The following is a 15,576-nucleotide window of genomic DNA, read 5'->3' as shown; positions in this document are numbered from 1 at the left end:
TTTTCTTTAGTTAAGAGACATAAAAGCAGGGGGACAGTTATACGTTTTGAAGGTCAGAAATGCCAGTGCTGCGGGCCTTCTGACCGGCGTTTTGAGAGTTATGAACGCTTTATGAATCTGGATGCTCTTCACCGTAATGGATTTCATTGATGTACCACAGCGCGTCACCCACAGGCGTCTGTACTATGGTGCTGTCGCCCACCTCTTTTTTCAGCAAGGCCCGCGCCATCGGGGCGTCAATCGAGATGTAATCTTTACGGCCAAAAATTTCGTCATAACCGACGATACGAAAACGTTTAACGTCGCCGTCATCATTTTCCACTTCCACCCAGGCGCCAAAGAACACTTTGCCATCCTGCTGCGGCGAGTGATCAACAATGCGCAGCTCTTCCATACATTTGGTCAGATAGCGGATGCGACGGTCGATTTCACGCAGACGTTTCTTGTTGTACTGGTAATCGGCATTTTCGCTGCGGTCGCCCAGGCTAGCCGCCCAGGTGACTTTTTTCGTCACTTCAGGCCGCTCGTCGCGCCAGAGAAAATCCAGTTCTTGTTTAAGCTTGTTATAGCCTTCGCGGGTAATGAGTTTGGTTTTCAACGATGCCTGCCTTGAAATAAATATCTTTCGAGAATCACGACGAATTCAGATGATGCGTGGCAATAGTCTATCAGCAGACAACATAGCAGCGCAGGTATTCCCGTTCAATTGGAGAGACCTGCGCTGCCTGGCGTAAAGGTTAACGGATATCGATTTTCAAGGTCGCGGTGGCATCAAATTCACCGGTATCCAGCGGTCCGCCCACCAGATTAATCACATAGGCTTTGAGCGATATGCGGCCACTGCCGAGCTGGTCCATCGGTAAATCGCCGGCAATAAAAGGGATGGCGGTACCCGAGGCGTTATACACCTTGATACCAATATCAGGAACGTTGTCTGACGGGCGGCGTCTGGCGATCAGGTCATATTGATCTTTCACATCGTTACCCTCGAGTGTCATCGCCAGACGCGTGCCGACAGGGATCGTCGGTATGCCGTTTTGGGTGCAATCGTAAATGATGTCGAATGAGCTGGGGCGGAATCCCTCCGGCGGCTGCGATCGGGTGGTGAATTTACCGACGGGGATATAACCAAAATCGACTGAGATGGTCTCTCCTTTATTGATTTCACAGCTTTGTGGGACAGTCAGGGTTCCGCTGAGGATGATTTTCGCCACCGGTGAGCCCAGAGGCGGCAGGCTGGTGGCATTGTTACCTGAGCTGGCATACACCTCGGCAATCACTGTCGGGGGGATCTCAATCTGGCCGATAAACGGCCGGGTAATGTAGAGCGTGATCGTACCCTGAGAACCCGCATTAATATTGGCTTTGGGTTCTTGTTGTTCGCACACGCCGGTACCGTCTTTGGCCCGGTGATGTTGTCTGTCGCTGGTTGCGGCGATCGGCACCTGCATTTCCCCGCCGCTGTCGGGCAGGTCGACTTTCATTGAAACATTCAAATGGTCATTAATTTTGTATTGGTTAGTGACGCCGCCGGAAGGCAGCGGTGTTTTGACGCTATACATCACCACCACGCCGCCGCTGCTTAAGGCATCTGTCGCAGAGCAACTGCAGGTAATTTGGTATGTCTCGGGTGAAGCATTGAATGCTGAGGCGTAGTTATAGCCAATGATATTTTGTGATGTCTGAAGATCGTCATGGCGGTTATTGTCATAGCTACCGGGGGAACTCACGGGTTCACAGGCCGCGTAGTCGGCAAATGTGTAGGGAGAAAAGCAAAGCAGTGCTCCACACAACAGGGTGTAAATAAGGGGCTTACGGTGAGCGGAATACATGACGGCTACCACCCGGCTGTTCTGATTATTCATGGTTAGTCCTTAAATACATTGGCTGGTTCCTGTGAGAATGGGGGCGTCGGTTGGCGTTACGAAGAAATTCGCCCAGCATTGCTGGCTGGCCGCCGTTCCCCATTTGACGTGCAGGCGCAACCTGTCACCGCTTTTCACGCCGCTTAAATAAAGCATCCCGCCGTCATCGACAATATTTTCCAGCGTCTGATCTTCACTGACCGCCATGGCCCCGAAAGGCACGGGAGCGCCATTGTTACCCACCAGTTTGATCAGTAACCGGTAGCCGGTACGGGCATCGAAATGCACGTTGACCATCGCTCCTTTATTTGGAATAACCGTTTCGGCCGTGTTGTTACTGTCTACATTGGCGGGCAGGGTGGTGGTATCGAGGGCTATCCGGTTTTCGCTATAGGCGGTCAGGTACGGCACAATCGCATAGCCGCGCCAGTCCGTTTTAACGCCTGGGATATTACGAATGCGTGCGCCGCTGGCACCGTTTGTATCCACCAGAGCGAAAGATTCACCCAGCGGCTGTGAGAGCGTGACGCCGTGATGATGGGCAACGATGCCACCGGAAAGTCCATAACTTATCTGCTGGGACTCTTTGTCGTAGTAATAGCCCGCATTCATATCTGCCATCGCGGAGTGGTAGGAGGAGTACAGACTGCTGCTGTCTCCACCGCTGCCATCAGAGTGACTTTGCCTTAATGAATAGCTCAGACGGTTATCGTCCAGCGCGGTGCCAGTCAGCCCCACTTGCTGGACCGTATCACCGCTTTTTTCGTGGCTGATGTTGTAGGTCGCCCAGCCCCGGGGTAACCAGCGGCTCAGGGGAATGCGGACGCTGAGGGCCATTTGCTGATCATTGGTGTCACTGAGCTTGCTGTAGGAGTAAGTCAGGTTGTAGTTAATTCGGTCTACATTGCTGTTTAGGCCAAAAGAGAGATTTTTTTCCGTCTGCCGGCTGTTCCAGTAGCTTTGCTGATAAGCCGATAAATACAGACTTGTACTGTCGGTCACTGACTGGTTGATGTTGATCTGCTGCTTACTGTGTTTATGCCCCTGCTGCTCGCTCTGATTTGCGCTGTTTTGCTGCTGGTTGGCTTCGTCAAAATCATAGTAGCCTTTGGAGGAGTAACGGTAAGCCGCCATCGTGACATTGGTCTCTGTAGCTTCGATATTTTTCGCATATTGCAGCCGGTAGGATTCACCGCTGGAAGACTGACTCTGGCTTTGATCCTGCTTAGTCCGGGCATGGCTCATATCGAGGGAGAGAGAACCCAGAGCGTGAAGACTGTAGCCAACGCCTGTGACGCCGGACTGATAATCCTGCGACATGAGTAAGCCTGCATAGGCGGTGACATCGTTGGAGACACCATAGATTGCAGTGCCCTGTGCAAATTCTGGTTCCTTGTCCCCACTGTTGGTGGCGCGGTAACGGCCCAGCGTCGCGCTGTATTTCAGCCTGCCAGGGCGCTGCATGATAGGTACGGCGGAAAATGGCTGGTTAAAATGCCGCTCCGTGCCGTCGGCCTCTTTCACCGTGACGTCGAGATCACCGCTGTAGGATGAAGGGTAGAGATCGTTGATTTCAAAGGCGCCAGGCGCCACATAGCTTTGATAGATAATAAAGCCGTTTTGCCTGACCGTGACTTCAGCGTTGGTATTGGCGATGCCACGGATAGTCGGGGCAAATCCGCGCTGGCTGTTGGGCAGCATATTGTCGTCGGAGGCAACCTGCATACCGGTGAACTGCACGCTGTCAAAAACATCGCCGTTCGTTGCACTTTGCCCGACCGACAACTTCGACCTGAGCGATTTTATGTCGCGCTCAATGTAGGTCGATACAGTATCCCAATGCTGCCCGCCCTCACCGTTAGAGTAGGTAGAATAATTACGTAAGCGCCACGGCCCTATGTTGAGACCATTTTGCAGATTCAGATACTGGCTGTTGTCGTCGCTGCCGTTGTTATTTTTCCGCTGTGCGCCAGAGAACGAGTAGTTGGAAAACAGCACGGGGATACCGTCATCCCATCTTGCCGGGTCGACATAATCCTGCGCATTGGTCTCCATCGCGGCCTGGGGGATACTGATGTTAAGACGCATCAGGTTGAAGTCCAGTTTGGCGGATGCCGCCGGGATATAGAGAGCCAGATCGCCGAGCGGGCTGTCTTGTGGCTGATTCATCAAAGCCGGGAAAGCTGCCACTTTGACACCCAGCGCACGCAGGAGATCGGGGGTTAACTCAGGAACTAACCTGCCGTCGGGGGCTGCGTCATATCGGATGTTCTGTTGCAGCTTCTGCTTCATATTCACAAAAATAGCCGTGTCGTAGGTTCCCGCGATTTGTGCCTTTTCCTTGGAGAAAATCGAGAGATCAACCTGGCTTTTTGTCTGGTCATTTAATTCGAGCAGTCTGGGGTCAAAGTAAACTTCGTCCGCAGACGATGGTCTGATGGAACAGATAGCGGGCAGAATGGCGCAGGCAAGATACCATTTTAAAAGGACGGGGCTTCTGACGTGTTGGGCACATGCAGATTCCCATTCAGCTAACTTATTATTTTTATTATTAAGCATCGTCATCTGTCTCTGTAGGAGGGGCCGTCGCTTTCGGGGAAAGGGTGTTGATGAATCTATTGATTTAGATTCATAACGTTCGCTGCTGGACAACGTTGCCGCCGCCATAGTCGGTGATGGCACTCCATCTGACGGTGTTACCGCTGTTATTGCGATCAAGAGGAATGTCGATTGCGCTTTGCGGTGCGATCATTTCAACCTGCGAAAGCACACTGTTCCCGGCTTTGAGGCTGCTGAAGGTGACGTAGAAGGACGTAGGGTTATGGATATGCAACTGCCCGCCTGAGCGGGTGAATGTCAGCAATTTATAGGCTTCAGCGGCGGAGCCTGCTAAGCCCTTCGGCCGGTAAAAGAGTTTGAGGCGTGTTTTAACGACCAGCTTCAGTTCATTGGTCGACCCTTTTTTGGACGAAGGAATAGCACGCACATTTATATAAAATAATGATTCTTTGTCTTTGGGTAATTGAGCACCTGTATATGAAATGCGTAGCGTATGCTCTTCCTGCGGATTAATTCTAAATAACGGTGGGGTCACTACAAAGGGGCCGTGCGTTTTACTCTCTCCGGTATCAACCCATGATTGAATTAGAAAAGGATTGCTCTCCGAGTTGTTCGTGATAGAAAGTGCCGCTTCTTTTTTATCGGCATCATAAATGACTCGCGTTTGGCCAATGACAATGCCCCCCGCATGACTTATCTGCGTAGTGATAAGCAATAATGTTAAACCTTTAATTAAAAAGTTTACTGTATTACGCATGTTCATATTACATCCTGTAATAAGCCGACGATAAATATGTGTCTTACATGAGTTAACCAAGAGGCTCACAGGCCAGAATCCCGGCCTGTGATAAGTCACCTGTTAACGATAATCAAGAGTGACATTGACGCTGGCTTCTGCCGGCCCAGCCTTGATGTCTGTAGGGGCTTTATACGATTCGTAGTAGGCAATCAAATCGACATTCATACTTGCTTTAGATATTTTGTAGATAATTTCTGGCAGGGTATTGAGCTGCATAACCGCTTTGGTTTGGCCATCCAGAATTTTAACCCCAACACCGTCGGCGATGGTGTCATCATCAAACGCGGAGGTGACCTGAACCAGGTCCGGGTGGTCGGTAACGGTGGGAGCTTCGAGCCAGATACGAAACTGTGGAACGGTAGGGTCTTCTGCTGTAGCCACCGGACAGTTAGTTAAGGGTAAAGTAAATGGAATGCTAGGGGATTTATCACCAATGCTACGGAACTGAGCTGCAGAATAGGTGCCCAGTTGAACGTCAACGTCCTGACCGCCATTTATTTCACAGGCCTGCGTAATAATACTTCCGTGGAAATTTATTATGCCATCTATCGCCAGGCTATTTGCCGAAAGCGCCATAAATAAACCACCTGTAATAAAACTAAGTTTATTTTTCATCTGAGAATCCATTCTAAAGTTAGTGGAAAACTTAAGTGAATATGATGAGTTGTGCCGAATTTTATTATTACCCGCACCACACGAAAGGAAGTCTAGCATAGTGGTTTGACCGGGATGAAACGATATTGTGTTCGTTTTATCTAAAAAAAATCGAGGCGGGTGAGATTATTTGTATTAATTTATCTAATGATTTATATGAAATATTAATTAATTTATTTTTAATATTCGCAATATTGATCATTCGCTAAAAGTTAACGAAAATTATTTATTGGGTGTTTTATTATTTTCTGGAAAATTAAGGTTTTTAAAAATAAACAACTACGGTAACGGGGGAGTGTTAGCGTCACAGTCCAAAAAAGAAAGCGGCGGCTTTGGGCTGCATGAGCGTTGTGCTGTGGATATTAAGTTAGGTTGCGCAGACAGAAGAGTGCAAACTTGCTCAGTGATGACGATGATGAAGCCAGTGATGGTTGTAAAGTTTGCATACTGCTTGAAAATTGTTGATAAATTAGGAAAAGCATAAGCTTTGTAACAATTTCGACTAGAATATATACCATTAAATGCTGTCTGTTTTACCACATTTTTCTAACAATAGACGCTTGGGTATTAATGCCTTTGGGAGTAATAAAAATGCAAGAGAATCACAAGATTCTGGTTGTTGATGATGACATGCGCTTGCGCGCACTTTTAGAGCGTTATCTGACCGAACAAGGCTTCCAGGTACGTAGTGTAGCAAATGCTGAACAAATGGATCGCCTGCTGACCCGTGAATCCTTCCATCTGATGGTGCTTGACCTCATGTTGCCGGGTGAAGACGGTCTCTCTATCTGCCGCCGTCTGCGCAGCCAGAGCAACCCGATGCCGATTATTATGGTGACTGCCAAAGGCGAGGAAGTCGATCGCATCGTCGGCCTTGAGATCGGCGCGGATGACTATATTCCTAAACCGTTCAACCCGCGTGAGCTGCTGGCCCGTATCCGCGCTGTTTTGCGCCGTCAAGCCAATGAGCTGCCTGGCGCGCCTTCGCAGGAAGAAGCGGTTATCTCCTTCGGCAAGTTCAAGCTGAATTTGGGAACGCGCGAAATGTTCCGCGAAGATGAACCTATGCCGCTGACCAGTGGTGAATTTGCTGTGCTTAAAGCGCTGGTGAGCCACCCACGTGAACCGCTGTCTCGTGACAAACTGATGAACCTGGCCCGTGGCCGTGAATACAGCGCTATGGAGCGTTCTATTGATGTTCAGATCTCCCGCCTGCGCCGCATGGTGGAAGAAGACCCGGCACATCCACGTTATATCCAGACCGTTTGGGGTTTGGGTTATGTCTTTGTACCGGACGGCAGTAAGGCATGAAACGAATACGCTTTTCACCGCGTAGCTCGTTTGCCCGAACCCTGCTGTTGATCGTCACCTTGCTGTTTGTCAGCCTGGTGACGACCTATCTGGTGGTGCTGAACTTTGCCATCCTGCCCAGTCTGCAACAGTTTAATAAGGTGCTGGCTTACGAAGTTCGTATGCTGATGACCGACCGGTTGCAGCTGGAAGATGGCACACTGCTGGCCGTGCCTCCGGCGTTCCGTCGTGAAATTTATCGCGAGCTGGGTATCTCTCTGTATACCAATTCTGCGGCTGAAGAGAGCGGCCTGCGCTGGGCGCAGCATTACGAATTCCTCAGTCAGCAAATGGCCCAGCAACTTGGTGGCCCGACCGACGTTCGCGTTGAAGTGAATAAAAATACCCCGGTGGTGTGGCTCAAAACCTGGCTGTCTCCTGACATCTGGGTCCGCGTGCCATTAACCGAAATCCATCAGGGCGATTTCTCCCCGCTGTTCCGCTACACGCTGGCCATCATGCTGTTGGCGATTGGCGGTGCGTGGCTGTTTATCCGTATTCAGAACCGACCCCTGGTTGAGCTCGAACATGCCGCCTTGCAGGTGGGGAAGGGCATTATTCCGCCACCGCTGCGGGAATATGGCGCGTCTGAAGTACGCTCCGTGACGCGGGCATTTAATCAGATGGCCGCTGGTGTGAAGCAACTGGCCGACGACCGAACGCTACTGATGGCCGGTGTCAGCCATGACTTGCGCACGCCGTTGACCCGAATTCGTTTAGCGACTGAGATGATGAGTGACGGCGATGGCTATCTTGCGGAGTCGATCAACAAGGACATCGAAGAGTGTAATGCCATCATCGAGCAATTCATCGATTATCTGCGCACGGGTCAGGAATTGCAGACCGAAGTGTGTGATTTGAACGCGATCCTCGGCGAAGTGATTGCCGCTGAAAGCGGCTACGAGCGCGAAATTGACAGTGACCTGATCGACGGTGAAGTCCTGGTTAACGTGCATCCGCTCTCCATCAAACGTGCCGTGGCGAATATGGTGGTGAACGCAGCCCGTTATGGCAATGGCTGGATTAAAGTCAGCAGCGGCAAAGAGTTACACCGTGGATGGTTCCAGGTGGAAGACGACGGCCCGGGCATTGAGCAGAGTCAGCTTAAGCACCTGTTCCAACCTTTCGTACGTGGCGACAGCGCCCGAACCACCAGTGGTACAGGTCTGGGTCTGGCGATTGTTCAGCGCATCATCGATGCTCATGCCGGTTCCCTCGATATAGGCCGCAGCCCACGGGGTGGGTTACGCATTCGTGCTTATCTGCCATTACCGGTGGAGAAGGTTGTAGCGTTAGCCCTTCCGCAAAAAACAGTTTGATTTAGGGGGGCTTTGCCCCTTTTACCCCGCTTAAATCTTTAAATTCAAATTCAAATTCAAATTCAAGATCGTGGGCGTCGGCCCACACCGACCAGAGGGCCGCAGTCGCTCGGCCCTCTGGACTCCGAGCTTTTTAAAAACAGCAGCTGCGCTGGTCACAATGGCCGTGTTTCAGGTGCCACAGCGATAGCCGCAAACTCCGCCGCTCCGCGGTTCTCTCATTGCGGGTTACAACCCGCGAGAAAAGACTCGCGGTTTTCCACCTCTTATTCGACGTCGTTTTGAATGCGGCCGAAGCTTCTTCAAATTCAAATTCAAATTCAAATTCAAATTCAAAGCCTGCATGGTGTTGACCTTTAAAATGTCGAGGCCGCGTTCAAAAATGACGCCGAACCTGAAGTGAGGGCTCCGCCTAAGCGGCGACATTTTGCGGATATAACGGAAATAACTGAAACACGGCCACCCAACTAGCGAAGCTGCGAAGTGATTAGCGCAGGGCTCCAAGGGAGCCGCGCGCGGCTCCCTTGGTCGGTGTGGGCCGACGCCCACGGTTTTGACCTTGACCTAAAAACTTGATGAAGCTTTTAAAGCTTCGGTCCCGCCGCTACTAACTTGGCCCCCGCTTCCGTATCGGTATATTTATCAAAGTTAGTCACAAACCGCTGCGCAAGGTCATGCGCCTTCTCCTGCCACTGTTCGCGGCTGGCGTAGGTGTTACGCGGATCAAGAATATGGGTATCGACGCCTGGTAACCCGGTAGGAACTGCGAGGTTGAATACCGGCAGCGTGAAGGTTTCGGCATCGTCGATTTTTCCGTTAAGGATGGCATCGATGATGGCTCGGGTGTTTTGAATCGAAATCCGTTTGCCCGTGCCGTTCCAGCCGGTGTTCACCAGATAAGCCTGCGCGCCAGCGGCCTGCATACGCTTCACCAGCACTTCGGCATACTGGGTCGGGTGCAGCGTAAGGAATGCTGCGCCGAAGCAGGCAGAGAAGGTTGGCGTCGGTTCTGTGACACCACGTTCGGTACCTGCCAGCTTGGCGGTGAAGCCCGCCAGAAAATGGTATTGCGTCTGGTCGGCGGTCAGGCGTGATACCGGCGGCAGAACGCCAAAGGCATCGGCGGTCAGGAAGATCACTTTGGTGGCATGGCCAGCTTTCGATACCGGTTTAACGATATTGTGAATGTGGTAAATCGGGTAGGAGACGCGGGTGTTTTCCGTCTTGGAATTGTCATCGAAGTCGATTTTACCGTCTTCGCTGACTACGACGTTTTCCAGCAGCGCGTCACGGGTGATAGCCCCGTAAATGTCCGGTTCGGCCTCTTTACTCAGCTTGATGGTCTTGGCGTAGCAGCCGCCTTCGAAGTTGAATACGCCGTCATCATCCCAGCCGTGTTCGTCATCGCCAATCAACTTGCGTTTTGGGTCGGTAGATAGCGTGGTTTTACCGGTGCCAGACAGCCCGAAGAAAATCGCCACATCGCCTTTTTCGCCGACGTTCGCCGAGCAGTGCATCGAGGCAATGCCTTTGAGCGGCAATAGGTAGTTCATCACCGAGAACATCCCTTTCTTCATTTCGCCGCCATACCAGGTGCCGCCAATGAGCTGAATGCGCTCTGTCAGATTGAAGGCCACAAAGTTTTCGGAGTTCAGCCCTTGCTGCTTCCAGTGTGGGTTGGTGCATTTCGCACCATTCATTACGATAAAATCGGGTTCGAAACTTTCCAGCTCATCATCGGTCGGGCGGATAAACATGTTTTTGACGAAGTGCGCCTGCCAGGCAACCTCCGTGATGAACCGGACTTTCAGGCGCGAATCAGGGTTGGCACCACAGAAGGCGTCGATAATGAACAGGCGTTTACCGGAGAGTTGCTCCGTCACCAGGGATTTCAGCGCACTCCAAACTTCCTGGCTCAGCGGCTGGTTGTCGTTTTTCCCTTTGCCCTGATCGGCCCACCAGACGGTGTCGCGGGTCGTATCATCGCGCACGATATATTTATCTTTCGGTGAGCGGCCGGTGAAAATCCCGGTATCTACATTGACCGCACCCAGCTCAGTAACCTGACCGCGCTCAAAACCTTCAAGCCCCGGCGCGGTCTCTTCTTTGAAAAGTAAGTCGTAATCCGGGTTGTAGATGATGTCGCTGGTGTCGTTGATGCCGTAGGTGGCCAATATTTCTTTACTGAGATGACGTGTTGGCATATCCCTGCTCCTCAATCGAATGGTTAAACCTGAACGGCCAGTCAGCCGCTATGATTAAATTGACTGTAATTGTAGGGTTTTATGGCGTTTTATCCGCGATAGCTATCAAAGAATGGTATCAGTGACGGGATTTTTGGTAATTCTGCGAGAGAGTGCACGTGAATGGTGTAACAGAAGAACAAGACTGCAATGAAGGTGGAGCAATGTCAGACATTGCTCCGTTTTATGGGGAGTTAATGGTGCTTAATGGACTGCGCCATCGGCGTCCGGCAGACTGCCGCTGGCTTTCAGCGTCGCCATGTCCATGGCATCAAAGATGTAATCGCTGCCACAGTAGTCGCAATGCATTTCGATTTTTCCGTCTTCTTCCAGCATCTCGAGCACTTCTTCACCCGGCAGAGTCATCAGCGCGTCAGCGCAGCGGTCACGTGAACAGGTGCAGCGGAAACAGACATCCTGTGGTTCATACAGGGTGACTTCCTCCTGATGATACAAACGGTACAGCACTTCATTGGCTGGCAGGCTGAACAATTCGTCCGCTTTGATGGTGTGAGTCAACTGAGACAAGTGACTGAACTCTTCGGGATCGGTTTCCTGCGCCGGAAGGACCTGCAACAGCAAGCCGCCCGCAGCCGGTTTGCCTTCAGACTGCCCGGTGCGAATGAAAATGCGCGTTGGCAACTGCTCCGACTGCATAAAGTAGTTTTCCAGACACTCGGCCAGCGTCTCGCCCTCCAGACCGACCACGCCCTGATAACGTTCGCCTTCGGTTGGGGAAATGGTGATCACCATATAGCCGTTACCGATCATCTGGCGCAGCGTACTGTCTGCGGTAATGTCACCCTGCAGACGCGCGACACCGCGCATCTCCTGACGGTTATTGCCGTTGATCACCGCCAGTTTCAGCGGGCCATCGCCTTGTAACTGAACGGTGATATCGCCGTCAAACTTGAGCGTTGCCGTCAGCAGGCTGGTGGCTACCAGCATCTCGCCAAGCAAAGTACGGACTTCGGCAGGGTAGTCGTGACCTGCAACGATCTGTTGAAACGTCTCGCTAAGTGATACGAGTTCACCGCGCACGGCGTGGTGAGTGAACAGATAGCGGTGCAGTTGGTCGTGATTAGACATAATTTCTCTCTGTTTAATGGTTAACGCCGGTTATTCCGCGTCGCCATTTTTAAATTTGATCAGGTCGCGGCGTTCCTTTTTATCAGGACGACGATCCGGATGAGGCATGGTATTCATTTTGCGTGCCAGGGCGACTTTTTCCCTTTTGACGACGCTTGCCTCGGTTTCCTGATAGAGCTTTTGCGCTTCTTCCGCAGTGCGGCGCTGGAGGGTTAAACCCAACACCAAGACCGTTTTCTCGTCATTTCCCTGACGCAGGGTAATTTCGGCGTTCATTTCCATCAGCTTGCTGGGCTTACTGCGCTGACCGTTGTAATGCACTTTACCGCCATCAACCATCTCCCGTGCCAGCGCACGGGTTTTGTAAAAACGCGCCGCCCACAACCATTTGTCGAGGCGGATTGCGTTGTCATCTTCGTCCGTTTTACCCTTCATTCGTCTCTCCAGGGGTGAGCGAGGTTTACGCGACCCTGCCTGCAACCGGTTGAATCAAAGGCAGCAGGCTGCGGTAATCGCTGATCGACGGGTGCGCATCAAAGGACTTATCCGCCAGAGTGGAGTCGGGGTTTTCTATACCCAGACAATAGCGGATACCAAAGGTTTTTGCCGCATTGAGGATAGGTTCACCATCATCCACAAAGAGGGTGCGCTGTGGGTTAAAACTTGTTTGCTGTTGTACTGCCGCCCACAATCGCTGATCTTCCTTCGGATAACCAAATGTGTGGGTGGAAAGTAATAAATCAAGGTGCTGGTCTAAACCCGTGTGCTGACATTTCACCGCCAGGCTGTGCGGGTGGGCATTGGTCAGCAAAATGGCTGTGCGGCCACTGTCGCGTAACTGCTGTAAAAACGGCAGGGTATCGTCACGCAATCTGGCGTTACTGCCGATATCGGTGGTCATCTGGTAGATATCCAGATCCAGCTTTTGGCTCCAGTAATCGAAGCAATACCAGTTCATGGTGTGCTGAACGGCGAGATATTCGGCATGGATATATTGACGCGCTTCCTCGAAGGCAATAGCGCGCTGCTGGCTCAGCGCCAGCGGTACGTCCTGCAACCAGAACTGGCTGTCGAAGGCCAGATCCAGCAGAGTGCCATCCATATCAAGCAGTACGGTATCAATAGTGTTCCAGTCGAAATCCGGGGACATGCAGGCTCCATATCGCCCGCCAGGTGGCATTTGTCAGCCACCGCAGGGAGCGAATGTTTAATCACAGGAAAGGGTTTCAGGGTAGCACAGGGGCCGCTGACACAGAAAGTCGTCAGTCCAGACTGCGAACCGTTGTAGTGACCAGTGTCGGATTGAAGCAGTTGTTGTAGTAATTCTGAATATTGTTCATGCGGTACTTATCTTTCAAGCGGCGCTTCACCAGCAGAATGCTGTTGAGCAGCAGGAAGACAATCAGCAGCAGCAGCAGCAGACTGGTGCCAAGGTAACGCCACAGAGTGGAGATATCTGGCTCGCTGTGCAGTGAAATATGGCGCGTCCCGTTAGCATCAGTACTGATGTTGGTAATAACGCCCTGCGCACTGAATGGCGTGTGCAACAACATTGAGGATAAATTCTGTAACTGCTTCCACTGGCCGAGTGGGTTGTAGGCATATAACGACACAGGCGGAACAGGCTGTTCTACCAACTGCTTACCTTCGTCATTACTGATCAAGAAGCCGCCCGGCGGCGGACTGTTTAACGTTTCCGCTGCACGGCGTGTTTCATGGGCGAAAAAGGAGGAGGTCGCGGTGTTAACCAGTTCGCTGAGTGATTGTGCACTCACCGGCCGCAATAGCACGTTCATGCCCTTCAATGTGCCAGATTTTGCGCGTTTAACTAACGTCGCCCAGTTATCCGCGTTGCCCAGATTGACCAGCGCATTTTTCAGCCGTACACAGTCATCGCTGGTGCTGCAAAGTGTTTGAGTTTTCAGCACGATGTCAGAAAAGTCATCCAGCAAAATCATGCCTGATTTCTCAATGGCCGTTGCCAACTGAGGGTTGATATTTTGTTCCAGGGTGTCACCCGGGTGCAACTGGGTGTTGACCGTGGTCAGCAGCGCCGTCGCGGCATCAATAGATTCTGATTCCGGCATCGGCAGCGGCGCGGCTTCATTCCAGTAAATCCCCGAGCAATCAAACGGCATAAACCCGGTAGGCGCTGTTCTGGCATTTGCCGGTGGAACGTAACACATGCCGGTACCCTGTACTTTCAGCGTATCACCGACGCGCAGCGGGGTTTTCTCCAACGCCTGCACACTGCTGACCTGTGTGCTCTGCGCGCCCTGTAGCCAGGCAAGGCTGAGTTTCAGTGGCAGACCGAGCGGGACGTAAATCAGCAGCATCACCAACAACACTAACGCACTGGCCGCCAGTACCAGATTTTTTCCCCACAGCTGTAACGGGAAGTTTTTGACTTCGTCATGCAGTGAGAGATAGGCCCCCTGACGAACGACCTGGCTGTTCATGTAGAGTTCGACGTCCGTTGGCTGGCCCAGGTCCCGCCCAATATAGGCGTGCCAGTGCGGTGGATAAATCAGATCTACCGCGCCTAACGAAATATTGCTGATATCGCCCTGCTTTGATTCACCAAACAGGCCCCAGCGTTTAGGCTGACCGCGCAAGCAGTGGATCTCTTTACGGTTTTTCCCCAGACGCTCAGCCAGAAAACGCCAGCCGACCCATCCGAGCAGAAGGGCGGCTATCGCCAGCATCCACGGTAAAATCACCGCCGGCCCTACCAGGGTGATAAACAGCAACAGCATCACTGCGGAAATCGCCAGCGCTTCACGCACGCCGTTGGAGCGGGTAAGGGCATGCTCTTCGCGGGTTTCGTAGCGAACCTTCACCAGCTGAATATGTTCACTTTCTTCATGGCGGATCGAAGCATTTTGTGGTGGTGTGGGTATGACTGAGGGGCCGGGGGCAGAACGTTCGTAAATATGGTCGACCAGAGAGTGCCCGTTGAGCGAAATCACCAGCGGCACCGTTTGGGTTTTGATCAGCTCAACGTGGTTTTCATGGGCGATGTACTGCTCCCAAAACGGGGGCAGATGGATTTCAGTCGTTTCCAGAAAATAACGCCATTTATTGGGTTCTTCGCTGGCAACCCCATAGCGGGTGATGGCGCGGGTCACGGTGTAGACACTTTCGCTTTTGGCCGTCAGCGTGAGCTTGTCGCGTTGGAGCATTAAATTACTGCGATGGGTGATCGGGGTCTGGCTTAGCTTTTCATTTTGGCGCAGATATTGCTCGACAGCGTCGCGCTCCTGCTGCGTCAGCTTGCGTTGATTGGGCTTGGAAAAATGCACATTGGAAGTCGCCGTACTACGGCGCCGGACGATAAACCAGAGGAATACCCCTGCGGCAATGACGGTGAGACACAATAAAAAAAGTGTAACGACTACTGTGCTCATCCGATCCCCTGACTAAGATGACTGATATCGACGCGTTGGAAAGACATGTTTATGAATGAGTTATTCGTTTAATTGCTTCATAAAAACAGCCATTTTCGATCATACCAATAATCTCAACGTAGAGGGTATCGGTATAATCCTATTTTTATACGTGAAGCTTTTTGTTAAGGGTTATTTCTCGGATTTGAGAAGCGGATCCCGAACTCCCATGCGGAAATTTCCTGGCTGACGGTGACGATACCGAATTTATGTCGCACAAATATTGCGATGAAGGTTCGCATTAACGCACAA

General features: G+C 51.7%; 13 protein-coding genes. 3 read left to right on the top strand and 10 right to left on the bottom strand.

The features are described from left to right. Window positions 1-109 precede the first annotated feature (109 nt). From greB to EAH77_RS17840, 5 genes are all read right to left on the bottom strand, one after another. Window positions 110-598 carry a transcription elongation factor GreB gene (greB, locus tag EAH77_RS17860; protein WP_140474167.1) on the bottom strand — a complete coding sequence of 163 codons (489 nt, stop codon included), beginning with the start codon at window positions 596-598 and terminating at the stop codon, window positions 110-112. 139 nt (window positions 599-737) lie between these two features. Continuing rightward, the gene (locus tag EAH77_RS17855) at window positions 738-1,865 is read right to left on the bottom strand and encodes a fimbrial protein (protein WP_140474166.1); all 1,128 of its coding nucleotides are present in this window, start codon (window positions 1,863-1,865) and stop codon (window positions 738-740) included. Window positions 1,866-1,874: 9 nt separating this feature from the next. Next, entirely contained in the window at window positions 1,875-4,424 is a 2,550-nt protein-coding gene (locus tag EAH77_RS17850) for a fimbria/pilus outer membrane usher protein (protein ID WP_140474165.1), read from the bottom strand. A gap of 70 nt (window positions 4,425-4,494) precedes the next feature. Then, window positions 4,495-5,181 carry a fimbrial biogenesis chaperone gene (locus EAH77_RS17845; protein ID WP_140474279.1) on the bottom strand — a complete coding sequence of 229 codons (687 nt, stop codon included), beginning with the start codon at window positions 5,179-5,181 and terminating at the stop codon, window positions 4,495-4,497. Between the two features lie 102 nt (window positions 5,182-5,283). Beyond that, window positions 5,284-5,838, bottom strand: a complete 555-nt coding sequence (locus tag EAH77_RS17840; protein ID WP_140474164.1) for a fimbrial protein — start codon at window positions 5,836-5,838, stop codon at window positions 5,284-5,286. A gap of 268 nt (window positions 5,839-6,106) precedes the next feature. Here EAH77_RS17840 and EAH77_RS25390 point away from each other — a divergent pair, with 268 nt between their 5' ends. The 3 genes from EAH77_RS25390 to envZ all read left to right on the top strand — a co-directional run bounded on the left by EAH77_RS25390 (window position 6,107) and on the right by envZ (window position 8,546). Then, entirely contained in the window at window positions 6,107-6,361 is a 255-nt protein-coding gene (locus tag EAH77_RS25390) for a hypothetical protein (RefSeq protein WP_140474163.1), read from the top strand. Window positions 6,362-6,468: 107 nt separating this feature from the next. Continuing rightward, the gene (gene ompR / locus EAH77_RS17830; protein WP_009635740.1) at window positions 6,469-7,188 is read left to right on the top strand and encodes an osmolarity response regulator transcription factor OmpR; all 720 of its coding nucleotides are present in this window, start codon (window positions 6,469-6,471) and stop codon (window positions 7,186-7,188) included. Further along, on the top strand, window positions 7,185-8,546 hold the full coding sequence (envZ, locus tag EAH77_RS17825) for a two-component system sensor histidine kinase EnvZ (protein WP_140474162.1): 1,362 nt from the start codon (window positions 7,185-7,187) through the stop codon (window positions 8,544-8,546). Before ompR ends, envZ begins: the two co-directional genes overlap by 4 nt. Before the next feature lie 584 nt (window positions 8,547-9,130). Here the strand turns inward: envZ and pckA are convergent. The 5 genes from pckA to EAH77_RS17800 all read right to left on the bottom strand — a co-directional run bounded on the left by pckA (window position 9,131) and on the right by EAH77_RS17800 (window position 15,285). Further along, window positions 9,131-10,750 carry a phosphoenolpyruvate carboxykinase (ATP) gene (gene pckA / locus EAH77_RS17820; RefSeq protein ID WP_140474161.1) on the bottom strand — a complete coding sequence of 540 codons (1,620 nt, stop codon included), beginning with the start codon at window positions 10,748-10,750 and terminating at the stop codon, window positions 9,131-9,133. 243 nt (window positions 10,751-10,993) lie between these two features. Further along, entirely contained in the window at window positions 10,994-11,878 is an 885-nt protein-coding gene (gene hslO / locus EAH77_RS17815) for an Hsp33 family molecular chaperone HslO (RefSeq protein ID WP_140474160.1), read from the bottom strand. Window positions 11,879-11,908: 30 nt separating this feature from the next. Next, entirely contained in the window at window positions 11,909-12,313 is a 405-nt protein-coding gene (gene hslR, locus EAH77_RS17810; RefSeq protein ID WP_140474159.1) for a ribosome-associated heat shock protein Hsp15, read from the bottom strand. Between the two features lie 25 nt (window positions 12,314-12,338). Beyond that, window positions 12,339-13,028 carry a GMP/IMP nucleotidase gene (yrfG, locus tag EAH77_RS17805; protein WP_140474158.1) on the bottom strand — a complete coding sequence of 230 codons (690 nt, stop codon included), beginning with the start codon at window positions 13,026-13,028 and terminating at the stop codon, window positions 12,339-12,341. Between the two features lie 112 nt (window positions 13,029-13,140). Next, window positions 13,141-15,285 carry an intracellular growth attenuator family protein gene (locus tag EAH77_RS17800; RefSeq protein ID WP_140474157.1) on the bottom strand — a complete coding sequence of 715 codons (2,145 nt, stop codon included), beginning with the start codon at window positions 15,283-15,285 and terminating at the stop codon, window positions 13,141-13,143. Between the last annotated feature and the right edge of the window lie 291 nt (window positions 15,286-15,576).

It is taken from the genome of Ewingella americana (assembly GCF_006438725.1).
Classification (GTDB): domain Bacteria; phylum Pseudomonadota; class Gammaproteobacteria; order Enterobacterales; family Enterobacteriaceae; genus Ewingella; species Ewingella americana_A.
This window is presented reverse-complemented; position numbering and strand designations above follow the sequence as displayed.

Excerpts from the sequence above, each read along its gene's own strand:
- ompR (WP_009635740.1), top strand. The coding sequence starts at position 6,469 with ATGCAAGAGAATCACAAGATTCTGGTTGTTGATGATGACATGCGCTTG.
- EAH77_RS17845 (WP_140474279.1), bottom strand. The coding sequence starts at position 5,181 with ATGCGTAATACAGTAAACTTTTTAATTAAAGGTTTAACATTATTGCTT.
- hslO (WP_140474160.1), bottom strand. The coding sequence starts at position 11,878 with ATGTCTAATCACGACCAACTGCACCGCTATCTGTTCACTCACCACGCC.
- EAH77_RS17850 (WP_140474165.1), bottom strand. The coding sequence starts at position 4,424 with ATGCTTAATAATAAAAATAATAAGTTAGCTGAATGGGAATCTGCATGT.
- EAH77_RS17800 (WP_140474157.1), bottom strand. The coding sequence starts at position 15,285 with ATGAGCACAGTAGTCGTTACACTTTTTTTATTGTGTCTCACCGTCATT.
- yrfG (WP_140474158.1), bottom strand. The coding sequence starts at position 13,028 with ATGTCCCCGGATTTCGACTGGAACACTATTGATACCGTACTGCTTGAT.
- envZ (WP_140474162.1), top strand. The coding sequence starts at position 7,185 with ATGAAACGAATACGCTTTTCACCGCGTAGCTCGTTTGCCCGAACCCTG.
- pckA (WP_140474161.1), bottom strand. The coding sequence starts at position 10,750 with ATGCCAACACGTCATCTCAGTAAAGAAATATTGGCCACCTACGGCATC.
- EAH77_RS17840 (WP_140474164.1), bottom strand. The coding sequence starts at position 5,838 with ATGAAAAATAAACTTAGTTTTATTACAGGTGGTTTATTTATGGCGCTT.
- hslR (WP_140474159.1), bottom strand. The coding sequence starts at position 12,313 with ATGAAGGGTAAAACGGACGAAGATGACAACGCAATCCGCCTCGACAAA.
- EAH77_RS17855 (WP_140474166.1), bottom strand. The coding sequence starts at position 1,865 with ATGAATAATCAGAACAGCCGGGTGGTAGCCGTCATGTATTCCGCTCAC.